Consider the following 19933-nt stretch of genomic DNA (forward strand, 5'->3'; position numbering starts at 1 on the left):
TTTCAACAGACAATGCAAAAAATAAGTTAAATTACTTTAAAGGAGAATAACTATGAGCAAACCATATCGATGCCCTAACTGTAAGACTAACAGGACAAGATTCAATATGATCTCCCAAATACCTCAGCCTGTGAAATTAAATCCTCAATCAGGTGAAATAGTGGAGCAGTATACAAACGACCAGCTTGAGCCTTTTCATCTTCCATACAAGGGTCCTGAACTGAAAATCCAGTGCGCAGCCTGCGGATTGGTTGAGGATGAAAAAACCTTTGCGAAGTTTGGTGAAAGCTAAAATAGGAGCGGTATTCACAACATACAAAAAGCTTGAGGTTTCTCAAGCTTTTTTATTTAGGCTCTTTTCTCAAACTTTATTGCTATTGAATACAAAATTAGATTGAATTACCTATATTCCTTCTTAAACTTGACGGTTCATATGAGAAAAGAGCATGCAAACTTAATATCGACCTGCAAAATTAGTATATATTACGTTAAAATCGGCTTTAGGATTTTAACAACATTATTTACGAAAACACCTTTATTTGCTTAACTGAATCCCATTTTCCTCAAAGAAATTTATTGCATCCACTCTCCATTGTTCATTAGGCATGAATCTCACCAGGATGACTTCACCGTTAAAAGTCTTGCTGCCGACTCCTTTTAGCTGCAAATTAAGCTCAACAGGTACGGTGAGGCTCAGCTGATCTCCCACATCCTCGGCTGGCAAAACCTCCATCCGGGAAATCCTGATATTCTCAATTTTGGGCAGCAGCTTTTCCCACTCAAGGTCTTGCAGTGAGATCAAGTAAACAATGTTACGGTCCTGCTGTTTTAACCCTGCGATATATGCGTTGACCAAATCGTATGGGTCCGTTTGTTCCAGGTATTTTTCGAGCTTTCCTGCTGACTTCAGAATCATCAGTTTATGTGATAGATCCATGAAGTTCGTCCTGTGGGTCGTGCTCCCATAAAAATGTATGCAAAAATGACCTGGAAAGTTATTTTTCAAGGCTCCGCCACCATGCGGCATTCCATGCATTGAGGCTGCAATTTTCCCATCTTCTGAGATGACGATAATCGCTCTGCGTTTCCAGCTCCACTTCCCACTATAAACCTTCTTCATGATTGCGGTATCTTTTGGGGTTAACGGCTGGACATCCGCATGGTTGCTTCCCGCTCTCCTTTGAACCCGGAATTTCAAGCCTGTTTCCAAATCGACCACTGTGAACTTGCTGTACCTGGGCAGAATTTCATTAACCTCTTCCCACTGTGTCATTTTAATCTGGTCCATTTTTGGAGTCTTACCGGCTTCTATGTTATTTCCAGTTATGGCAAGAAGAAAAATTGTCATTAAAATAATTTTTATTGTTTGCATTTAGATCATCTCTTTTTCACTCGGCTTTAATCTTGCTTTTCATTTTAATTTCAACTGAGCAGAATTATACTTCATGAAAGTTTTTGCTTTTTTGCTTTTTACTATTCAGATGGTCCCACTTTAAAGCAAACAAAAACCCAGCAGCGCTGGGCATAGTTTAATCATCTTCATGGTTTTCTACATATTCCCTTGCTTTGTCAATCGCAATCGGGATTGCTTTTCCATCATCATAATGTTCTTCCTCAACAAGCGCGTTTGCTATCTCAATAGCTTTCTCGCGGACATCAGGATCAAGGTTCTTCATTGAGGATGGATAATCATTCTTTGTCCAAGGCATTTTAATCATCCTTTCCATCGAAGATATACCTCTTTTACCCCATGTCCAGCAATCGAAAACAGACTTACTTTTCCAGCTCCTTCAGCTGCTCTTCAATCAGTCTCCAATCCGTTACCTGGCCGATGAAAACGAGATTGAGCGGCATTTTCATATATTCCTTCATATATAATGGCATCCCATACGAATATTGGAATAGGTCGGGATATTGAGAATGGTCAAATAATACATATCCTTTTATCCGGTATATGGAATCCGGCAGCGACCTTAAAAAATCTTCAAAATCTTTCTGGCTGATAGAACTCTGGAATTGATGCACAAACGTGCTTAGTCTAAGATCTGCCTGAACATGCGCACCCGCACTTTTAGCTTTTTCGGTATACGCCAATCCCTCTAGCAGTTTAATGGGCACTTTCGAATAGGTGCTCAAAATACATTTAGCTTGAGGATTTAGGCCTTGAATGTCCATGCTGATTTTTGCTTGCTCTGACTCATTGAGCAAATCTGATTTATTGACGATGTTAAGGTCAGCATGCTTTACTTGCTCAAGCAAAAGCTGATGGACTTGGGGGTCTAATGACTGCCTATTGAGCCACTGTTTGCCATCTACAGTCGTAATGATTCCTTTTATCGCAAGCTTGTCTGCAAACAATGGAGAAAGGACAGCATCCAAAACTTCTACTGGATGAGCTGCACCAGTGGTCTCTATGTAAATGGCATCTAAATCGTGATCAAATAACAATCCTTGAAGCTGGGATTCGAGCTTGTCCTGGATTGTACAGCAAATACACCCTCCCAACAGCTCCTTTAAAGGAACATCTGTGTCAACGGCATCTGAATCGATCGAAACACTGCCTAGCTCGTTCATCATAACTGCAATGTTCCGTCCGCTATTTTTTTCATGCTGTAAAATTTGCTTAAGTAACGTCGTTTTGCCTGTACCCAGGAAACCGGACAAAATATAAACCTCTGCTTTTTTCATGTTCTCATCACCTTTTTTCCTATGTAATATGGAAAATCTCCAGCAAAAGCTGGAGATTCTTTTTATTTATTCATTTCCTGCTTTAACACTTCTATTGCTTTCTGAACTTGTGGATCGTCATCCTTAATCTGTTCGCGCAGAGCATTCATTAATTCGATAGTTGAGCTTCCTTTAAGAATACCTGTTTCTTCAAGCTCTTTTGATTTTTGGAATTCAATGACAGCTTCCTTTGTCTTTTCATCATAGAAACCATCCTCACGGCCTGGTTCAAAACCTAGAGCTTTCAGCATCTTTTGTGCAGCCCTGACTTGTTCAGAAGCTGTTGATACCTTTAATTCAGTTTCCGGATCGATGAAAGGTAATGAGGCATATTCAGGCATTGGGACTTCATGATCCGGCTTAATGCCTTTCTTATGAATCCAATTGCCTTTAGGAGTCAGCCATTTTTCTGTCGTGAACTTCATATTCGATCCGTCTGAAAAATCCTCCGCTCTCTGGACTGTGCCTTTTCCGAATGACTTTTCGCCAATAAGAGGAACTCCGGCTGATTCACTGACAGCCCCTGCAAGGATTTCGGATGCACTCGCACTCCCCTTATCAATGATGACAACTAAAGGAAGGTTATTATTATTTTCGTTCTCTGATGCATATTTCTCTACATTGCCTTCACGGTCTTCAACCTGGAAGAGTATTTCCCCCTCAGGCACAAAGAGACTGGATATTTTGATTGCCTGATCCAGGAGCCCACCTGGATTTTGACGAAGATCCAGTACGAGTCCTTTCATTCCTTGTTTCTGGAGGTCATTCAAAATATTGACTAGCTCATTTGCAGTGTTTTGCGAGAAATTGGTGATCTGGACTTTTGCAATTCCTCCGTCCATCATCTCACCATATACCGTTTCAATCGGTATCGTGTCTCGGGTTATTGTGACATCAACCGGTTTTTCTCCGCCCTGACGAAGAATTGACAGCTTTACGTCCGTACCCTTTTCTCCTCTAATAAGAGCAACTGCTTCAGTCGTACTCATGCCTTGAAGACTTTTTCCATCCACTGACATGATTTTATCCTCTGGTTGAAGACCTGCTTTTTCCGCAGGAGAACCCTTCAGTGGAGTAACAATAAAAATGTAACCATCCCTCTCCTGAATTTCTGCTCCAATTCCCTCAAATGAAGATGACAGGCTCTGATGGAAATTCTTTGCATCTTCCTGGCTCATATAATCCGAATATGGATCGTCCAATGATTCAAGCATTCCATCAATCGCACCATTTATTAGCTTTTCCTGATCAACTTCCTGGAAATAGTCATTTTTCAAAGTATCATATGCGTCGTATAGCTTTGCAAATTCTTCTCTTTCTCTAATTACCTGCACTGCTGGCTTGTCTTCGCCGAAAGCAAGCGCAAAGGTAGTGATTCCCGCTGTTAAAAAGACTAGAAAAAACAACAGCATTGCAAAGTGGAACTTCTTTATCCGAAGAAAACTATTTTTAGCCTCAGCTTCTGCTGTTTTTTCTTGACCCTTTAGCTCTTCTTTGTTTTCTTCATTCATATTTTGCTGATCCAACCCTTTTCACCACTTTCCAATCAAGCTTAAAATCCTTAATGATTAGGATAACATTTTTAATCTGAAATTAACAGAAAAATAGGTAATGCACCAGAATAGCGATAGCGGCTTGGTCAGCTCCACAATTCCACGGTGGACGATTTATAATTACAGGCCCAAAAAAAAGCAGCGGTTCATCACCGCTGCTTTGAGATCCTATTCTACATCATATCCTTGATCTTCTACTGCTGTCTTCATTTTGCTTACTTCTGCTTTTGAAGCATCATATTCTACTTCAGCTTTTCCTTCCGAAAGGGAAACGACGACGCTAGCCACTCCGTCTACTCCCATCAAAGCGTTCTTAACTGCCTTTTCGCAGTGTCCGCAAGTCATTCCTGATACATTTAATGTTGTTTTTTCCATTTAAAATCTTCCTCTCTTATTTTAAAATTTATAACTTAATCCGCTTCAAACGAAGGGAATTAGTCACTACAGAAACTGAACTGAATGCCATTGCTGCCCCTGCCAACCAAGGCGCCAGGAGACCTATGGCAGCAATCGGGATACCTGCAGAGTTATATGCAAGAGCCCAGAACAAGTTTTGGCGGATGTTTTGCATCGTCTTTTTACTTAATGAGATTGCTTTTGGAATCAGCGTCAATTCCCCGCCGAGAATAGTGACGTCGGCAGCCTCGATGGCAACATCCGTTCCTGTTCCGATGGCAATACCAATATCAGCAAGCGCAAGTGCAGGTGCGTCATTGATGCCGTCCCCGACCATCGCGACTTTCTTTCCTTTTAACTGAAGTTCTTTGACATGGTTCGCCTTTTCTTCAGGAAGAACTTCTGCTATTACATTGTCAACTCCAACCTGGGCCGCAATTGCTTTAGCAGTTCGCGTATTGTCACCAGTAAGCATATACACTTCAATACCCATGGATTTGAGTTCTTCAATCGCAGTTTTCGCTGTTTCCTTTACTGTATCGGCAACCGCGACTATTCCATTCACCTTATCGTTAATCGCAATCATCATCGCAGTCTTGCCTTCAGTCTCCAGTCTCTCAAGGCGGTCTTCATATAGAGCGAATTCTATACCTTCTTTGCCCATCAGTTTCCTGGTTCCTACAAAGACTTTCTCCCCATTGATGGTTGCTACAATTCCGTGCCCCGGTATCGCTGAGAACTCATCCATTTGCAATACCTCTATACTTCTTGCGTTACCATATTCCACAATTGCTTCCGCAAGTGGATGCTCGGAAGCTTTTTCGGCAGATACCAAATATTTAAGGACCTTTTCCTCTTCACTGAAAATCTCAAGGTCGGTTACGCTTGGCTTCCCTTTAGTAATTGTTCCCGTTTTATCAAGAACAATAGCATTGATTTTGTGAGTAGCCTCTAAGTGCTCTCCACCCTTAAAAAGAATCCCAGTTTCTGCGCCTTTTCCTGTTCCGACCATGATGGAGGTTGGAGTTGCGAGACCTAGTGCACAAGGGCAGGCAATCACGAGCACGGCAATGGCTGTTTCAAGGGCTGAAGCAAAGTCGCCAGGCGTGATGACAAAGTACCAGACAAGGAATGTAACGATCGCGATTGCGACAACAATCGGAACGAAAATTCCAGAAATCTGATCTGCCACACGCTGGATCGGTGCCTTGCTTCCCTGCGCGTCCTCGACTACCTTAATAATTCCTGCCAGGGCCGTGTCTTTACCGACCTTGGTTGCAGTCATCGTTAAAGTACCATTTTTATTGATGGTAGCACCAATCAAAGAATCGCCAGCTGCTTTTTCAACCGGAATTGATTCCCCGGTGATCATCGCTTCATCAACAGCGGACTGGCCGGATACAACCTTGCCATCGACTGGAATCTTCTCGCCTGGTTTAACGATGATCGTATCATTTACACTTACTTCTTCAATCGGGATTTTAATCTCCTCGCCATCCCTGATGACAGTAGCTTCTTTAGCCTGAAGGCTTAAAAGCTTGGAGATTGCTTCAGTTGTACGTCCTTTTGCAAGAGCCTCAAATAATTTACCTACCAGGATCAAAGTAATCAGGACAGCACTGGTTTCGAAGTATAAATGCGGCATATAATCCGGATTGCCAATTGTTTTTATTGCTTCTGCAAGACTATAGAAATATGCAGCCGATGTACCAAGAGCCACCAGAACATCCATATTCGCACTCTTGTTCTTGAGCGACTTATAAGCACCTACATAAAATTGTCCGCCGATCCAGAATTGAACCGGTGTTGCCAATAATAGCTGGAACCACGGATTCATTAACAAATGAGGCATCGGCAGTCCCGTATCCCAGGGAGCGTGGCCAATCATTGTATAAAGAAGCGGAAGTGATAAAATGATCGAAATGAATAACTTTCGTTTCTTAGCATTGATTTCCTCTTCTTTTTGCTGAGCCTTCGCTTCCCGCTGGACTTTCTCCTTTGCATCATAGCCCAGATCCTGGATCTTCGCGATGATTTTATCAACTGACAGGACCGCACCATTAAACTCAACTGAAGCGGATTCTGTTGCAAGGTTGACGGTTGCTGAAACCATACCGTCCATCTTATTTAGGACCTTTTCAATCCTTGTTGAACAAGCTGCACACGTCATGCCGAAAACATCCAAATCCATTTTTTCGTTTCGGACACCGTACCCCAGATCGTTGATTTTATTGAATATATCGTCAGGATTAATTCTTTCAGATTCATATGTGACTGAGGCATTTTCCATTGCCAGGTTTACAGTTGCCTCTACGCCATCCATTTTATTAAGGACTTTCTCAATCCTAGTGGAACAGGAAGCACAAGTCATACCCGTTATGTCGACAGTCATTTGCTCTTTCATCATTTACACCCCGTTTCAATCGAAAAATTCCATTCCCTCTACACCAATTACTATACCCCTGTATAGTATATTTGGCAACCATAAAGTTTGTGTTTATTTTTTATTTTACCCCTAATTGTGAATATAACAGTTAAAAATGTCACATTTAATGCTTACTGAAATTTGTGCAGTAAGATTGATTGATGATCTACATATTTTTAAAAAAAGCCTGGCATTGGCAGCCAGGCTTCTCCTATATTTTCTTCACATTTTCAAAATACTCTTCCAGGGTCCAATCGTTTTCATAAATTTCAGTTGCTGCCCTGATTCCCACATACCTGAAATGCCATGGTTCATACATATAGCCGGTTATACCTTCTTTACCCCTGGGATATCTGAGGATAAACCCGTATTTATGGGCATTGTGGGCAAGCCACACCCCTTCTTTCGTTGAGCCGAACTGTTCATTGAGATTAAAATTGTTTGTCTTGCTTGAGATGTCCATTGTCAATCCTGTTTGATGTTCACTGCTTCCAGGTCTGGCAACTGCCTGAAGAGCTTTTTCTTCACCAACTTTGTTCACTTCAGCATCGAAAAGGGTTTCCTGGCGTCCATATGATCGGTAACCGGAAACAGCAGCGAGTTCAATTCCATCGTTCCTGGCACCGACAAACATTTTTTCCAGAGCTTCTGCAGCTTCTACCCTCATCAAGCTCTTTTCAAGCTTCGCATCTCCAAAAGAGAATGGAACATTGGGACGAACTAGATCTGCAGGAATATAGTTATCCGGCAGCCCGAAAATTTTGTTAACGAGTGACATCGTGTTTTGCGGATTCTGGATGACATTCTTCCCGTCTGAATCCTGGATGACATTGAAATAGGCGGCTTCTAGTGTCAGTTCATCTTCCGCTGGCTTGTCCTCTTCGGAAACATCATTAACCTCTTTATCCTCGGGGCCTTCATCTACCCCTTCAACTGGTTGATCAGCCTGTTCATCTTGTCCAACCAGCTTTTCTCCCAGGTACGGAATCTTTTCCAAGTAAGGCTCTATACGGCCACAACCTGTCAACAAAATAGGCACTGCAAGCAATAATAATATTTTTTTCATTACGTCCACCAATCTTCAAACATTTTAAGGCAATAACACCATTCTAACATTTTTCCACAAACTTTCGAATGGCCTTTTTTCCCATTATTACCTTTATACATTATGCCTGCTTCAAGGAAGGTGCAAACTTCTTCATGTGGCGAAAACGTATAGATTCCCTTATTATATGGATTTTGGCTTCAAGCGACATTAGTTATATATTCAAACAGAGGTTAATAGACATTTTGTAGTCAACTGATATTGGAAATGTCCATTAAACAAGGTTTTTTAGACATTTTGTGATCAACTGGCATCCGAAATGTCCATTAAACAAGGTTTTTTAGACATTTTGGCTTCAACTGGCATCCGAAATGTCCATTAAACAAGGTTTTTTAGACATTTTGGCTTCAACTGGCATCCGAAATGTCCATTAAACAAGGTTTTTTAGACATTTTGGCTTCAACAGATCCCAGCAATGTCTAATTAAGTCAGTTATTAAGAAAATTGCCCATAAGAAGACCCTTTCATGAAAGAAAGGGTCTTCTTGAGTAGTTATTCTTTTATAGCAGCTTCCAATGCAACTTCAATCATGTCGTTGAATGTAGTTTGGCGCTCTTCTGAAGTAGTTTCTTCTCCAGTAAGGATATGGTCGCTGACTGTAAGGATTGAAAGGGCTTTGCGATCGTATTTTGCAGCCAGAGTATAGAGAGCAGTTGTTTCCATTTCGACCGCCAGAATCTGGTACTTTGCCCATTTTTCCAATTCTGCATTATCATTGTAGAACTGGTCTGCAGTGAATACGTTACCAACTTTAAGGTTCAAACCTTTTTCAAGACCTGAATTATACGCCTTGTACAATAAGTCAAAGTTCGCTGTTGGAGCAAAGTCCACTCCACCGAATGTAAGTCGGTTCATTTGGGAGTCAGTTGAAGAAGTCATTGCCAGGATGACGTCACGGACTTTAACATCCTTCTGGATTGCTCCGCAAGTACCAACACGAATCAAGTTTTGGACATTATAGCTATTCATCAATTCATTGATATAAATTGAAATGGACGGAACTCCCATTCCTGTTCCCTGAACAGAAATTCTTTTACCTTTATATGTTCCTGTGTAACCAAACATATTTCGGACTTCATTATATAACTTTGCATCCTCAAGGAATGTTTCTGCAATGTATTTTGCTCTTAATGGATCCCCAGGAAGCAATACCGTTTCTGCGATTTCATTTTCTTTAGCACCAATATGTACACTCATTCAATAATCCTCCATCCTATAGGTTGCTACCTCAAAACTATACCACAATATAGTTAAGCAGGAAAATCTTCAGTTTCATGACAATTTTATAAACGGGCAAGCTAAAAATAGCTTTACCAAAGCTGAAAGAAAAAATCCTCTTCACCAGTTATATAAAAAACGAAAGAGAAGGTGATGAAGCAATGGGCAAGAAACACCGCAACCGAATCAATTCACCAAAGAAAAACAATCATATACCTCCAGAAGCAATCGTTGCTGAACAGGAAGCCCACGGCAAAGAATTTTCTGCGACAGGAAGAAAGAAACAAGGATAATAAATAGCCGATGAAGCAGTTTGCTTCATCGGCTTTTTCCGTGCTTATTAGCAATAACTCTCAATCGTGTTCTGTAACTTCTGCTTCAAAGACGGAAGGTCAGAAGCATGGATATTCATCCTTACATAAGTTTCATCCGTCCCCATCGCTTCTGACAAGAAACCTCCAAGTCCCCTGGCCCTGCGGTCAACTTGCATCAAGACTTCCATTTCGTTCTCACTGTTTGGATAGAAAATTACCTCTAGTTCATCCAGTCGTCCTCTAAATGAACCTGATGTCGGCACGAATTCAAACTCCTGGACGAACGGCATATTTCTCCGGAGATGTCTTGGCGCTTGCTCACACTCAGCTTCCCTCAGCCGGAAGCCAAGGTCACTAATTGCGTTAAATACTCCATACATCAACTGATTGGGCACTACTGTCAAATAATCCTTATCGCTTGGATCAACGGCATTTTTGATATCAAGCCCTGTCGACACCCAAACCTTCGTCCTACCCATCGATAATGGCATTTCCAACGGAAGCCTGAAGGTAAAAGGAATTTCCTTTGTTTCATTCTCTTTGATTAAGAATGACTGTGTAAGTTTAAAACGATCAATTTGGGCTGTGGCAGTAAACTTTTTATCATCTGCTTCTCTTATGTAAGTTGTATGTAAACTCAAATAGATGTCATCGATATTCTGCTCTGTGCTTCCCCCGCGAATTTCCACAATCCCACGTACTTCTTCTCCTGGCATCACTCGGTCTTTTTCCAGCTTCGTATCAACCTTAGCTGCACCTATGCCGACACTGGCAAAAACCTTATTAAAAAATGACATACCATTTGCCTCCCTGATTTTACATTTTTCTTTCATATAAATATATACGATTATAAGTTGAGAGAGTTTCACTGAACAGAATGTTTTTTTAATGTACTTTTTAGCTCCTTACCAAAATATAAAAAGGCAGATTCATCAGAACCTGCCATTACAAAGTGCACCTTACCTAGTCTATATCTTCTTCCTCATCGATAATACATTTTTCGATCAGATATTCAAATGTGATATCTGCCATCTCTTCAAGTTCTTCCTCTGTGGGAACGTATCCCCTTTTTACAAGTTCATGAAAGAAAAATTCAGCAATCTCTTCTGTATCGATAACAACCTCAATCTCTTTCACAGATTCGCCCCCCTTTATTCCAAATGTATGTGAAGCACAGATGTTTAATGCCAAGCTAAACCAATTTTCTGAAAATTGTTCTATTGTTTTTGGACAAGCATAGAATGGAATAAATCAAATTAGGAGTGATCTGGTATGCAGCGACTTGGTATTCTTGCCGAAATGTTTGTTGAGGATGTGAACAAAGAAGATAGTATGGTTGTTGAATTGTTTGGCACCATAGTGAATTTCCTATTTAAAGTTTTCCAATTGGCGGGAATTCCTTTTCTTGTTTATGTGCTGCTTGAATTTGCAGGATTATTCTAAACGTGGCTTTTTCCATCATTATTAACAAGCATTGAAAGTTTGCGTAGAATGACTCTCATGACATGTGCGTATTCTTCATCTTTGAACCATTTATATAAAATTCGGTAATCATTATATAAATCGAGAAGATTATCGATCGTCATCCTCTTCTGATGAATTTTCCGCAACTCTTCTTTTTCACCTGCTCTTGGCTGATGAGACTTTTTCTCAAGGTTGACGGATGGCTTTACTTCTTTATTTGCCGAAAACAAAAGACCCAGCTTCTGGATAACTGTATCTGCACTGTCCGAGTCAGCAACAAGTGTTAGTTCTTCTTCCCCGGCTTCAAGCCATTCTCCATCTTTAATCCTAGAAAGTTCATAAATGACATCCTCCCAGGCATCTTCCTTATATCTCCAGATTTCTGTACGAAAACCGACAACCTTAAATAGATCTGAACCATATCCCTTTACCTGCACTAAGTCTCCGAAAAAATATTTATATTCGATGTCGATTTGCTCCTTTTCAAGCAGCTTCCCATCGTATTCAGAGAGCATCTGCAAACTGGTTTCCAAATACAAGCCCTCGCTCTTATTTATCTCGTATACATGAAGGCCGTCAAGCCATTTTATATTTGTCACTTTCCCCACAGTCCCATAAATAGTGATCACGACTGTATCACCGATGTTAAACTTAGGTTTTTTCCGTTTTTCCATTTCCTCCATCCTCTCAACGATGAGTCGTGAATTGTGATTACAACAGTATATGCACTTTTCTGAAAATCGCTACGCCTAGATGGGGAAGAAGCTTTTATTTCTTGCCGCGAGTCGGTTAAAAAAAACTGTCCTGTAAAAAAAGGCATAAAAAAGACTCCCGCGGGTAAGCCGCAAGAGCTTATTAGCTTTCTGTTATTAAATATTCCTCCCAGGCGTCGTCAAAAACAGCCATACTTTCTGGATAATGTCCGTTTAATTCCAGGTAAGAACTTATTTCATCGTAATCCTCCGAATTTTTAGGGAACGAGAGGTCATCATATGCGGAATTGGCAAACCTGCTGATTGCATCCTTCGGTTTGGTGGTCCGGTATTTCATGAGAAAATGGTAAAAGCTTTTATACATATATGAACGCCTTCCTATTGTTAAAATTAGTTTGTCCATACTATAACGGATTTGTTCAGGGTACGTCCACTTTAATGCAAAGAATAGAGCACCTTCCCGATTAGGTAAGGTGCCCCTTTTTTATACTAGGCTGTTGTGTTTCCTTCCAGGCGCTTCGCTTTCCGCGGGCTGAGCAAGGCGCTTGCGCTTTTCTTATTGCCATCTGGCTGATTTCGCCATCTCCAGCAATGCCCATATTATATTGAACATTAAGATCGCCACGGTGATTGGCACGGCATGGAGCCAGTTCATCCCGAATTTCTCAATGATCAGCCTTACATAATATCCGCAAAAGAATAAGACAACCATTGCCGCTACCAGCATGATAGATAAAGCGATAGACATTTACTCTCCCCATTTCCAAAATAAATACTCCCCACTCTATTATAAAGAGAAGGGAGTAACTGGATAAAAAGGAAGTGTGAAACTTTTGTGAACAGCATTCTAATTCAGGTTATTTATATCACACTAACTTTTAAGAGGAAAAATCAAAGTAATTTCGCTTCAACAATCTTGGCTGTGCCATCAGTTCCTCAAAGGTAACCAATTTACCGAGTTTTTTCGTATCGATTAAAAATAATTGATCTTCGATTTCCTTTGTGATCAACTCTGTCTGGTAGGTCATGTCGCAATCGAGACAATGGATGGCAGGTGTTTCATTAATTTGAATTGCTTTTGTTCCGTCCGGAAGCTCCCAATATACCTTGTCAGTTACAGCTTTGGTATTTTCACTGCTGCACCACTCGCATTTCCCCATCTTTCAACCTCCTATTCCTTTGTGGATGGGACTGCGCCTTGCCCATCAGCTGCTTCAGTTGTCGTTTTTTGCTGCTGTGCCACAAATTTCTTTTCCTTCAGCTCATCACGTTTTTCTCGCTTATCCTTCAGGGATGCATGTGCAGGGTCTTCCTCATACTTTTCCCTGCGGTCGATCCTGCCAAGTCCTTCAGGAATCAGGTTGAATTCACTGTCGTTCATAATTGCTGCGATTCCAGCGTTTGATTTTTTCTTTTCATAATCTGGGTAGACTTGTTTGAAGTAACCTTCCGCTCTGCCTGGAACATAATTTTCAGGTTCTGGGTAAGAGGTGATTACTCCCTCAAAGTTGCGGAGGACGACTTTTTCCGGGCTCTGGGATATCAGGTAATTTGGCTGCAAGGAGATTTTCCCGCCTCCGCCTGGCGCATCAACTACGAATGTCGGGACTGCGTAACCAGATGTATGTCCTCTTAAGCCTTCTATAATTTCAAGTCCCTTTGTGACCGGCGCACGGAAATGGCCAATTCCTTCTGACAGGTCACATTGGTAAATATAATAAGGGCGAACACGAATTTTCACGAGGTCATGCATGAGCTTCTTCATGATCGGGACACTGTCATTGATTCCTGCAAGAATGACGGATTGGTTTCCGACAGGAACTCCTGCGTTGGCAAGCATTTCACAAGCCCGCTTCGATTCTTCAGTAATTTCAATTGATGTATTGAAATGTGTATTAAGCCAGATTGGATGATATTTTTTGAGGATTGAACAAAGATTCTCGGTAATTCGCTGCGGGAAAACAACGGGTGCCCGGGTTCCAATCCTGATGATTTCAACATGGTCGATTTCTCTCAGGTTCTTTAATATATATTCGAGAATATTATCATTGATCAGCAGGCCATCACCGCCAGATATCAATACATCGCGGACCTCAGGAGTATTCCTTATATAGTTGATTGCGGCATCAAGCTGTTTCTTCGCAACACCCATACCGATTTGTCCGGAAAATCTTCTCCTTGTGCAATAGCGGCAATACATCGAGCATTGGTTGGTCACAAGGAAAAGCACCCTGTCAGGATATCTATGTGTTAAACCAGGTACTGGTGAATCCTCGTCTTCATGAAGTGGATCTTCAAGATCATATTTCGTTTTGTGTATTTCCTTGGAGATTGGCACTGACTGCATTCTGATTGGACAGCGCGGGTCGTCTGGATTCATTAATGAAGCGTAGTAAGGTGTTATATTGAGCGGGATTGTTTTCGTCGAGATCCGGACACCCTCTTCTTCTTCGGGTGTGAGATTAATAACTTTCTTTAAATCATCCAGTGTCCTGATTGTATTTGTAAGCTGCCACAGCCAGTCATTCCATTGTTCCTCTGTAACGTTCTTCCAAAGCTCAATATCCTGCCAATGTCTCGAAGGCTTATATAATGTCTGTTTCATCCCATTTCCCCCTAGCTATTTTATATCTATTTATAATGCAAGTTCCATGCCAAAAGTGACGGATTATTCTGAATTCGGTCAATCCAGCTTCCTGCAGGGGTTCGAGAAAGATCAGCGAATTATAATCGGCATAAAAAGAAAATAACCTGCTGAAAAATCGGCAGATTAGAAAATTTATATATTTAACTTTTTTATTTTATATTGAAGTGTTTGTCTTGGGATATCAAGCAGGACGGCTGCTTTCTGGACATTGCCTCCAGAAGCATTCAGCGCATCATTGATCAATTGGATTTCAAGCTCTTTTAGATTCTCTCTCAAAACAAAGGAAGTACGTGTTTCTTCACCGGGTTCTGGCTGGATGTTTTTCATCATCATTGGAAGGTCTTGTCCAGTCAGCATACTGCCTTCACACACATTCATCATGTATTCAATTGTGTGCTTCAGTTCCCTGACATTACCTGGCCATTGGTGTTTAAGAAAAATGGCTTTAACTTGATCATCCAGGCCAGAAACATGCTTTCTCAGCTGCTTGTTATATTGACTTATGAAGATATCGGACAAATAAAGGATGTCTTCTTTCCTATGTCTTAAGGGCATCAGTTCGAATGTCAATACATTCAGGCGGTAAAACAGATCCGTGCGGAGCTGGTTTGCTTCCATTGCCACAGTAGGGTAAACATTCATCGCAGAAATCACCCTGACGTTTACAGAAGTGACATTCGAACCGCCGATTCTTCTGACAGCACCATCCTCAATGACACGAAGAAGCTTGGCCTGAAGGTCGAACGGCATCGAATTCAGCTCATCAAGGAAAAGTGTCCCACCGTTTGCGAGCTCGAACAGTCCAGGCCTGTCCACTGCTCCCGTATAGCTTCCCTTTGATGTACCAAACAGGATGCTTTCAAGCAGGTTTTCCGGAATAGCCGCACAGTTTTGCGCAATAAAAGGTCCCGCTGCCCGACTGGAGGCGTTATGGATGGATTGGACGAAAAGCTCCTTGCCGGTCCCGCTTTCCCCATACACAAGAATCGGAGAATCAGATTTTGCCAGTTTCTCTGCCTTCTTTTTAACCGTCATGAAATGCTTATTGTTTGTAAGCAGGTCCCTGAACATATAGCCTGCTTGCTGTTTAACGGCTTTCCCGCCACGATGCTTAAGACTTTTTTGAATTTCGACCAGACGTTCAGAAAGCTGCTTAATCTGAGAATAATCCTTTGCAATTTCAACTGCTCCAATCAATTCTCCCTGTACGAAGATTGGCAGGGTGGTATTGACAGTGTCGATTTTCCGCCCATGCAAATTGACGAAGGACTGGGTTTCATTATAGATCGGCTTCTTCGTTTCGATTACTTTCAATAGAGTGCTGGACTGATTGTTCAGTGAAGGGAATACATTAAGGAGCGGTTTCCCAACCACTTCGCTGATTCCCAGTCCATCGTGCTTGGCAGCAACTTCATTATAAAAAATGGTAATGCCTTCTGTATTCACGACATGGATCGCCTCGTCGATGCATTTCAATATTGCGCTCAGGATTTCTTCCGTTACATTTGATACTGAATTCAATCTCATCACACTCCCATATTGAGTATATGACAGAGTGCCGAAAAACTGTCTTATCACTGCCCAAAATTTGGCGATTTTGCCAAATCTTTTACCCATACATTCATGTTTTCAATTTTATCATAGATATACACATTGTTCACCAGCCTGCCTCGGTATGCATAACCCAATTGATGCAGGGCTGCGTTCATCCCGAATGATAAAGCCCTGGCAATGGAGTATGAGCAATAAATGCCATTTTCAATTAGTTCATCCTCAAGGCGGGCCAATAGCACCTTCATCAAGCCGTGCTTCCTGTGCTCTTTTAATGTCGCGCAATCAGTCATCTCTGCATTTTTATAAAAAGAGTTCACTTCGGCTGATGCTGCGCTTACGATTTGACCATCATGGACAAAGCCGAAATACATACTTCCTTCTTGCATTGTTTTCACGATATACTCTGGATTATTCAAGGGTGTGGGGTAAATTTGGAAAACCGCTTTGTATAAATCAGATAAGCCTGCTGCATCTGTTTCGGTCATTTTTTTAAAAATATAATCCTTTGGAGGACTGATTTTCTGTGCCGGTTCTGCCAAATGGTAAACACTTTTGATGATTCCGTCCTCTTGCAGCCAATGCGGTGAAGTCTTTCTATCGTCGCTGAAAAACTTCGAAAAGAACATACAATCAGAGCCCAGGAAAAATCCATCAATACTTGCCTCAAAACTAAAACCTCGTTCAAGCAGCAGATTAAAATGTTCTCTTCTACCTTTGATAATCAATTTATCAGCATTTTCACTCTCTACAAGCTCTTCAGCTCGATCCAATACGTTTGATAAACTCCCTATATAGTCTTCTACTCTGACCCGCTTATTCTGTTTATCAAGATAAACGGTCATGTTATATTCCTTTTCCGATAAAACCATTGTTTTCCCTAAATGCATCTTCATGCCCCCTTTAAAATTCCCATCGTGTGAAAAGCCTGGCCTTAGGCCAGGCTGACAATTCAATCTAGTTTGATTGAAACAAGCTTCAGTTCGGTCATTTCTTCTAAAGCGTATTTAATCCCTTCTCTGCCGGTTCCACTCATTTTGACGCCGCCATATGGCATATGGTCTACTCGGAACGTCGGTATTTCATTGATCATTACCCCGCCAACATGAAGGTTTTTTGCCGCTTTCATCGCTTTTTGAAGATCATTTGTATAGACCCCTGCCTGCAGCCCGAACTTTGAGTCATTGACCTGATCGATTGCATCATCGAATTCCTTGAAGGTGTTGATATGGACCACCGGAGCGAATACTTCCTCACAGGAAATTTTATCAGTAAGCTGCGCATTTAGCAGCACAGTTGGCTTCAGAATTTGTCTTTCACTCTCTCCGCCATATACCAGCTCCGCTCCATTCTCTACCGCGTCCTGAATCCAGGCCTTTGCTCTTGTCACATCATTTCCGCTGATCATTGCAGCTAAATCTGTTTGCTCATCCAGTGGATCTCCCACTTTCAGTTTTCCAGCTTCTTCAACAAACAATGATACAAATTCATCAGATATCCTTTCGTGTACGAAAATTCTCTGGATAGAAATGCAAACCTGCCCCTGATTTGAAAAGGCTCCAGTAACGACTCTTGGCATCACTTTTTTTAGGTCGGTTCCTTCATCGACAATCAATGCTGAGTTAGATCCTAGTTCGAGTGTTACACGTTTTAATCCTGCATGTTCGCGGATCTGCTTCCCGACTTCAGGGCTGCCGGTAAAGGTGACCATTTTTACCCGCTCATCGTCAATGAGCACATCACCAACATTTTTTCCGCTGCCAGTCACTACATTTAGAGCACCCGCAGGGAGTCCTGCCTGATGGAAATAGGAAGCAATTTTATAGGCGGATAACGGTGTCTGGCTGGCTGGCTTAAGGACTACCGTATTTCCGGAAGCGATTGCAGGCCCGACCTTATGGGCCACAAGGTTCATCGGAAAGTTGAAAGGTGTGATTGCAGCGATTACTCCCAGCGGCTCCCTTACAGTATAGGCCACTCTTCCCTCGCCTCCAGGAGCTGCATCCATCGGGATTGTTTCACCATGGAGCCTCCTAGCCTCTTCTGAAGCAAATGTATAGGTCATGATGGTACGGTCTACTTCACCACGGGCAGCTTTTAATGGTTTGGAGGATTCCTCCGCGATCAGACGGGCACACTCTTCCCTGTCCTCCTGGATTAATTCAGCCACTCTCCGAAGAATATCTGAACGCTTATGGGCATCCATCTCTGCCATCTTCCTTGCTGCTCCAGCAGCTGAATCGATCGCTCTTATCACATCTTCCTTGCTTGCCTCAGCTACTTCGGCAATATTCTGTCCATTAAAAGGATTAGAAAGCGGACGATATTTTTCTGTTTCCACATTCTCTCCATTAATCCATAAACTCTGTTTCATTTTCTTTCCCCCCTACCTCTGGCAGCATTCAGTAATTACTGACTCAAGTACATTGAAGCCTTCCTCAATTTGATCATCTGTTATAACAAGAGGAGCTAAAAGCCTGATTACATTCCCATAAAGGCCAGCACTCATTAAAATTAATCCTCGTTGATGTGCTTTTGTAAGTATTTCCCGAACGATTTGTCCGTTAGGTTGATCATTATCATCGAAAAATTCGATCGCACACATAGCTCCCAAGGAACGGATATCACCAATCTCCGGGAAACGGTCTGTCAGTTTGCCGAACCTTTCCTGAAACTTCTCGCCGAACGAGTTCGCCTTATCAAGAAGTTTTTGCTCTTCTATCATTTTAACGACTTTTATTGCCGCTACACAACCGAGAGGACTTCCGCCAAAGGTTCCGCCAATTTCTCCTATACCTGCAGAATCCATAATTTCAGCCTTTCCTGTGACCGCACTGATTGGCAGCCCGGCAGCAATCGATTTGGACATTGTCATCAAATCAGGAACGACATCGTAATGCTCCATCGCAAACATCTTTCCTGTCCTGCCAAAACCGGTTTGGATTTCATCTGCAATAAAGAGAATGCCATACTGTTCACAGATCCTCTTCACACCTTGAACAAAGTTTTTGGATGGAATATTAAAACCGCCTTCACCCTGGATCGGTTCCATAATGACTGCAGCAATTTCAGTGCCTGGCACCTCGCTAAGGAAAAAAACCTCAAACTTTTTCAGCATAAATGCATCCAGTTCATCAGGTGCCATGCCTTTTTCTTGAGAATACACTGGGTATGGCCATTTATATGTTTCTGGTGCGAATGGCCCGAACTGGTACTTGTAGGGTTTCACTTTGCTGGTCAGGGACATTGCCATATAGGTCCTTCCATGAAAGCCTCGTTCAAATGAAATGATTCCTTTCCGTCCTGAATACTTCCTGGCTATTTTAATCGCATTTTCTACCGCTTCAGCTCCGCTGCTAAGGAAAAAAGTTTTTTTATCATGAGTCCCTGGTGTGATTTTATTGAGCAACTCCGACAGTTCTATATAAGGTTCATACATCATCACATGGAAGCACGGGTGAAGATAGCGGTCGATCTGCTCATGAAGTGCGTTCACAACCTCAGGTGGACAGTGACCTACATTCAGTGTGCCAATTGCACCCGCAAAATCGATGAATGTGTTTCCATCGACATCCGTCAATAATGCACCTTCGCCTCTTTCCGCAAACGACTTAATTGTGTTGAAAGGTCCAACAGGAACATTCTTTTCTTTTCTTTCCAGCAATTTCATTGCCTTTGGACCAGGAATGGACGTCCTAATCTTGATATCTCCCACTTTTCAACTCCCCCTCATCCTGATTGGCATGTTCAGGTCCACATTTGGGTATTTTGTGCTCTTTGAAGAATGGACTATTTAACTCTTAAAAACCCGGAATCTGTT

General features: G+C 41.9%; 22 protein-coding genes. 3 read left to right on the forward strand and 19 right to left on the reverse strand.

Translation table 11 applies throughout. The annotated features are described in order from the left end of the window. Positions 1-52: 52 nt before the first annotated feature. Positions 53-292, forward strand: coding sequence for a DNA alkylation repair protein (locus AC0VX7_RS14945; protein ID WP_475424883.1), 240 nt, complete (start codon positions 53-55; stop codon positions 290-292). A 243-nt stretch (positions 293-535) separates the two neighbouring features. On the opposite strand, the gene AC0VX7_RS14950 is transcribed toward AC0VX7_RS14945, so the two are convergent. The 8 genes from AC0VX7_RS14950 to deoD all read right to left on the reverse strand — a co-directional run bounded on the left by AC0VX7_RS14950 (position 536) and on the right by deoD (position 9403). Further along, on the reverse strand, positions 536-1372 hold the full coding sequence (locus AC0VX7_RS14950) for a hypothetical protein (protein ID WP_475424884.1): 837 nt from the start codon (positions 1370-1372) through the stop codon (positions 536-538). Positions 1373-1529: 157 nt separating this feature from the next. Beyond that, positions 1530-1727: a DUF2188 domain-containing protein gene (locus AC0VX7_RS14955; RefSeq protein ID WP_475424885.1), complete on the reverse strand. Its 198-nt coding sequence runs from the start codon at positions 1725-1727 to the stop codon at positions 1530-1532. Between the two features lie 46 nt (positions 1728-1773). After that, positions 1774-2688, reverse strand: coding sequence for a CobW family GTP-binding protein (locus tag AC0VX7_RS14960; RefSeq protein ID WP_475424886.1), 915 nt, complete (start codon positions 2686-2688; stop codon positions 1774-1776). 62 nt (positions 2689-2750) lie between these two features. Next, entirely contained in the window at positions 2751-4238 is a 1488-nt protein-coding gene (locus AC0VX7_RS14965; RefSeq protein ID WP_475428162.1) for a lmo1851 family serine protease, read from the reverse strand. A 210-nt stretch (positions 4239-4448) separates the two neighbouring features. Continuing rightward, positions 4449-4655, reverse strand: coding sequence for a copper chaperone CopZ (gene copZ / locus AC0VX7_RS14970; protein WP_214910653.1), 207 nt, complete (start codon positions 4653-4655; stop codon positions 4449-4451). A 28-nt stretch (positions 4656-4683) separates the two neighbouring features. Then, positions 4684-7080 carry a heavy metal translocating P-type ATPase gene (locus tag AC0VX7_RS14975; protein ID WP_475428163.1) on the reverse strand — a complete coding sequence of 799 codons (2397 nt, stop codon included), beginning with the start codon at positions 7078-7080 and terminating at the stop codon, positions 4684-4686. A 232-nt stretch (positions 7081-7312) separates the two neighbouring features. Beyond that, on the reverse strand, positions 7313-8167 hold the full coding sequence (locus AC0VX7_RS14980) for a M15 family metallopeptidase (protein ID WP_475424887.1): 855 nt from the start codon (positions 8165-8167) through the stop codon (positions 7313-7315). A 531-nt stretch (positions 8168-8698) separates the two neighbouring features. Then, positions 8699-9403: a purine-nucleoside phosphorylase gene (gene deoD, locus AC0VX7_RS14985; protein WP_214910647.1), complete on the reverse strand. Its 705-nt coding sequence runs from the start codon at positions 9401-9403 to the stop codon at positions 8699-8701. A gap of 182 nt (positions 9404-9585) precedes the next feature. Here deoD and AC0VX7_RS14990 point away from each other — a divergent pair, with 182 nt between their 5' ends. Then, positions 9586-9717 (forward strand): hypothetical protein, encoded by a 132-nt coding sequence (locus AC0VX7_RS14990; RefSeq protein WP_285289116.1) that lies wholly within the window; start codon positions 9586-9588, stop codon positions 9715-9717. 47 nt (positions 9718-9764) lie between these two features. Here the strand turns inward: AC0VX7_RS14990 and AC0VX7_RS14995 are convergent, their stop codons facing one another. Both AC0VX7_RS14995 and AC0VX7_RS15000 read right to left on the reverse strand, forming a co-directional pair. After that, on the reverse strand, positions 9765-10535 hold the full coding sequence (locus tag AC0VX7_RS14995) for a sporulation protein (protein ID WP_475424888.1): 771 nt from the start codon (positions 10533-10535) through the stop codon (positions 9765-9767). Between the two features lie 166 nt (positions 10536-10701). After that, entirely contained in the window at positions 10702-10875 is a 174-nt protein-coding gene (locus AC0VX7_RS15000) for a YozD family protein (RefSeq protein WP_023627690.1), read from the reverse strand. A 135-nt stretch (positions 10876-11010) separates the two neighbouring features. Between AC0VX7_RS15000 and AC0VX7_RS15005 the strand changes: the two genes are divergently transcribed. Then, on the forward strand, positions 11011-11181 hold the full coding sequence (locus AC0VX7_RS15005; RefSeq protein WP_215036489.1) for a hypothetical protein: 171 nt from the start codon (positions 11011-11013) through the stop codon (positions 11179-11181). Here the strand turns inward: AC0VX7_RS15005 and AC0VX7_RS15010 are convergent. The 9 genes from AC0VX7_RS15010 to gabT all read right to left on the reverse strand — a co-directional run bounded on the left by AC0VX7_RS15010 (position 11178) and on the right by gabT (position 19783). Next, complete coding sequence (locus tag AC0VX7_RS15010; RefSeq protein WP_475424889.1) at positions 11178-11876, reverse strand: hypothetical protein; 699 nt, start codon at positions 11874-11876, stop codon at positions 11178-11180. The two genes, AC0VX7_RS15005 and AC0VX7_RS15010, sit on opposite strands and share 4 nt — an antisense overlap. Before the next feature lie 181 nt (positions 11877-12057). Continuing rightward, positions 12058-12279, reverse strand: coding sequence for a YozE family protein (locus tag AC0VX7_RS15015; RefSeq protein WP_215036487.1), 222 nt, complete (start codon positions 12277-12279; stop codon positions 12058-12060). A gap of 192 nt (positions 12280-12471) precedes the next feature. Continuing rightward, positions 12472-12663, reverse strand: a complete 192-nt coding sequence (locus AC0VX7_RS15020; RefSeq protein WP_023627685.1) for a hypothetical protein — start codon at positions 12661-12663, stop codon at positions 12472-12474. 130 nt (positions 12664-12793) lie between these two features. Next, entirely contained in the window at positions 12794-13075 is a 282-nt protein-coding gene (locus AC0VX7_RS15025; protein ID WP_475424890.1) for a YokU family protein, read from the reverse strand. An 11-nt stretch (positions 13076-13086) separates the two neighbouring features. Continuing rightward, positions 13087-14520 (reverse strand): lysine 2,3-aminomutase, encoded by a 1434-nt coding sequence (gene kamA / locus AC0VX7_RS15030; protein ID WP_475424891.1) that lies wholly within the window; start codon positions 14518-14520, stop codon positions 13087-13089. A 174-nt stretch (positions 14521-14694) separates the two neighbouring features. After that, positions 14695-16089 carry a sigma-54 interaction domain-containing protein gene (locus tag AC0VX7_RS15035; RefSeq protein ID WP_475424892.1) on the reverse strand — a complete coding sequence of 465 codons (1395 nt, stop codon included), beginning with the start codon at positions 16087-16089 and terminating at the stop codon, positions 14695-14697. Between the two features lie 47 nt (positions 16090-16136). Then, complete coding sequence (gene ablB / locus AC0VX7_RS15040) at positions 16137-17003, reverse strand: putative beta-lysine N-acetyltransferase (protein WP_475424893.1); 867 nt, start codon at positions 17001-17003, stop codon at positions 16137-16139. Positions 17004-17065: 62 nt separating this feature from the next. Then, a complete protein-coding gene (locus tag AC0VX7_RS15045) occupies positions 17066-18487 on the reverse strand; it encodes an aldehyde dehydrogenase family protein (protein WP_475424894.1) in 1422 nt (473 codons plus the stop codon). Between the two features lie 12 nt (positions 18488-18499). Continuing rightward, positions 18500-19783 carry a 4-aminobutyrate--2-oxoglutarate transaminase gene (gabT, locus tag AC0VX7_RS15050; RefSeq protein WP_475428164.1) on the reverse strand — a complete coding sequence of 428 codons (1284 nt, stop codon included), beginning with the start codon at positions 19781-19783 and terminating at the stop codon, positions 18500-18502. Positions 19784-19933: the final 150 nt, after the last annotated feature.

This window comes from Mesobacillus sp. QJM3NY_10 (assembly GCF_056173465.1).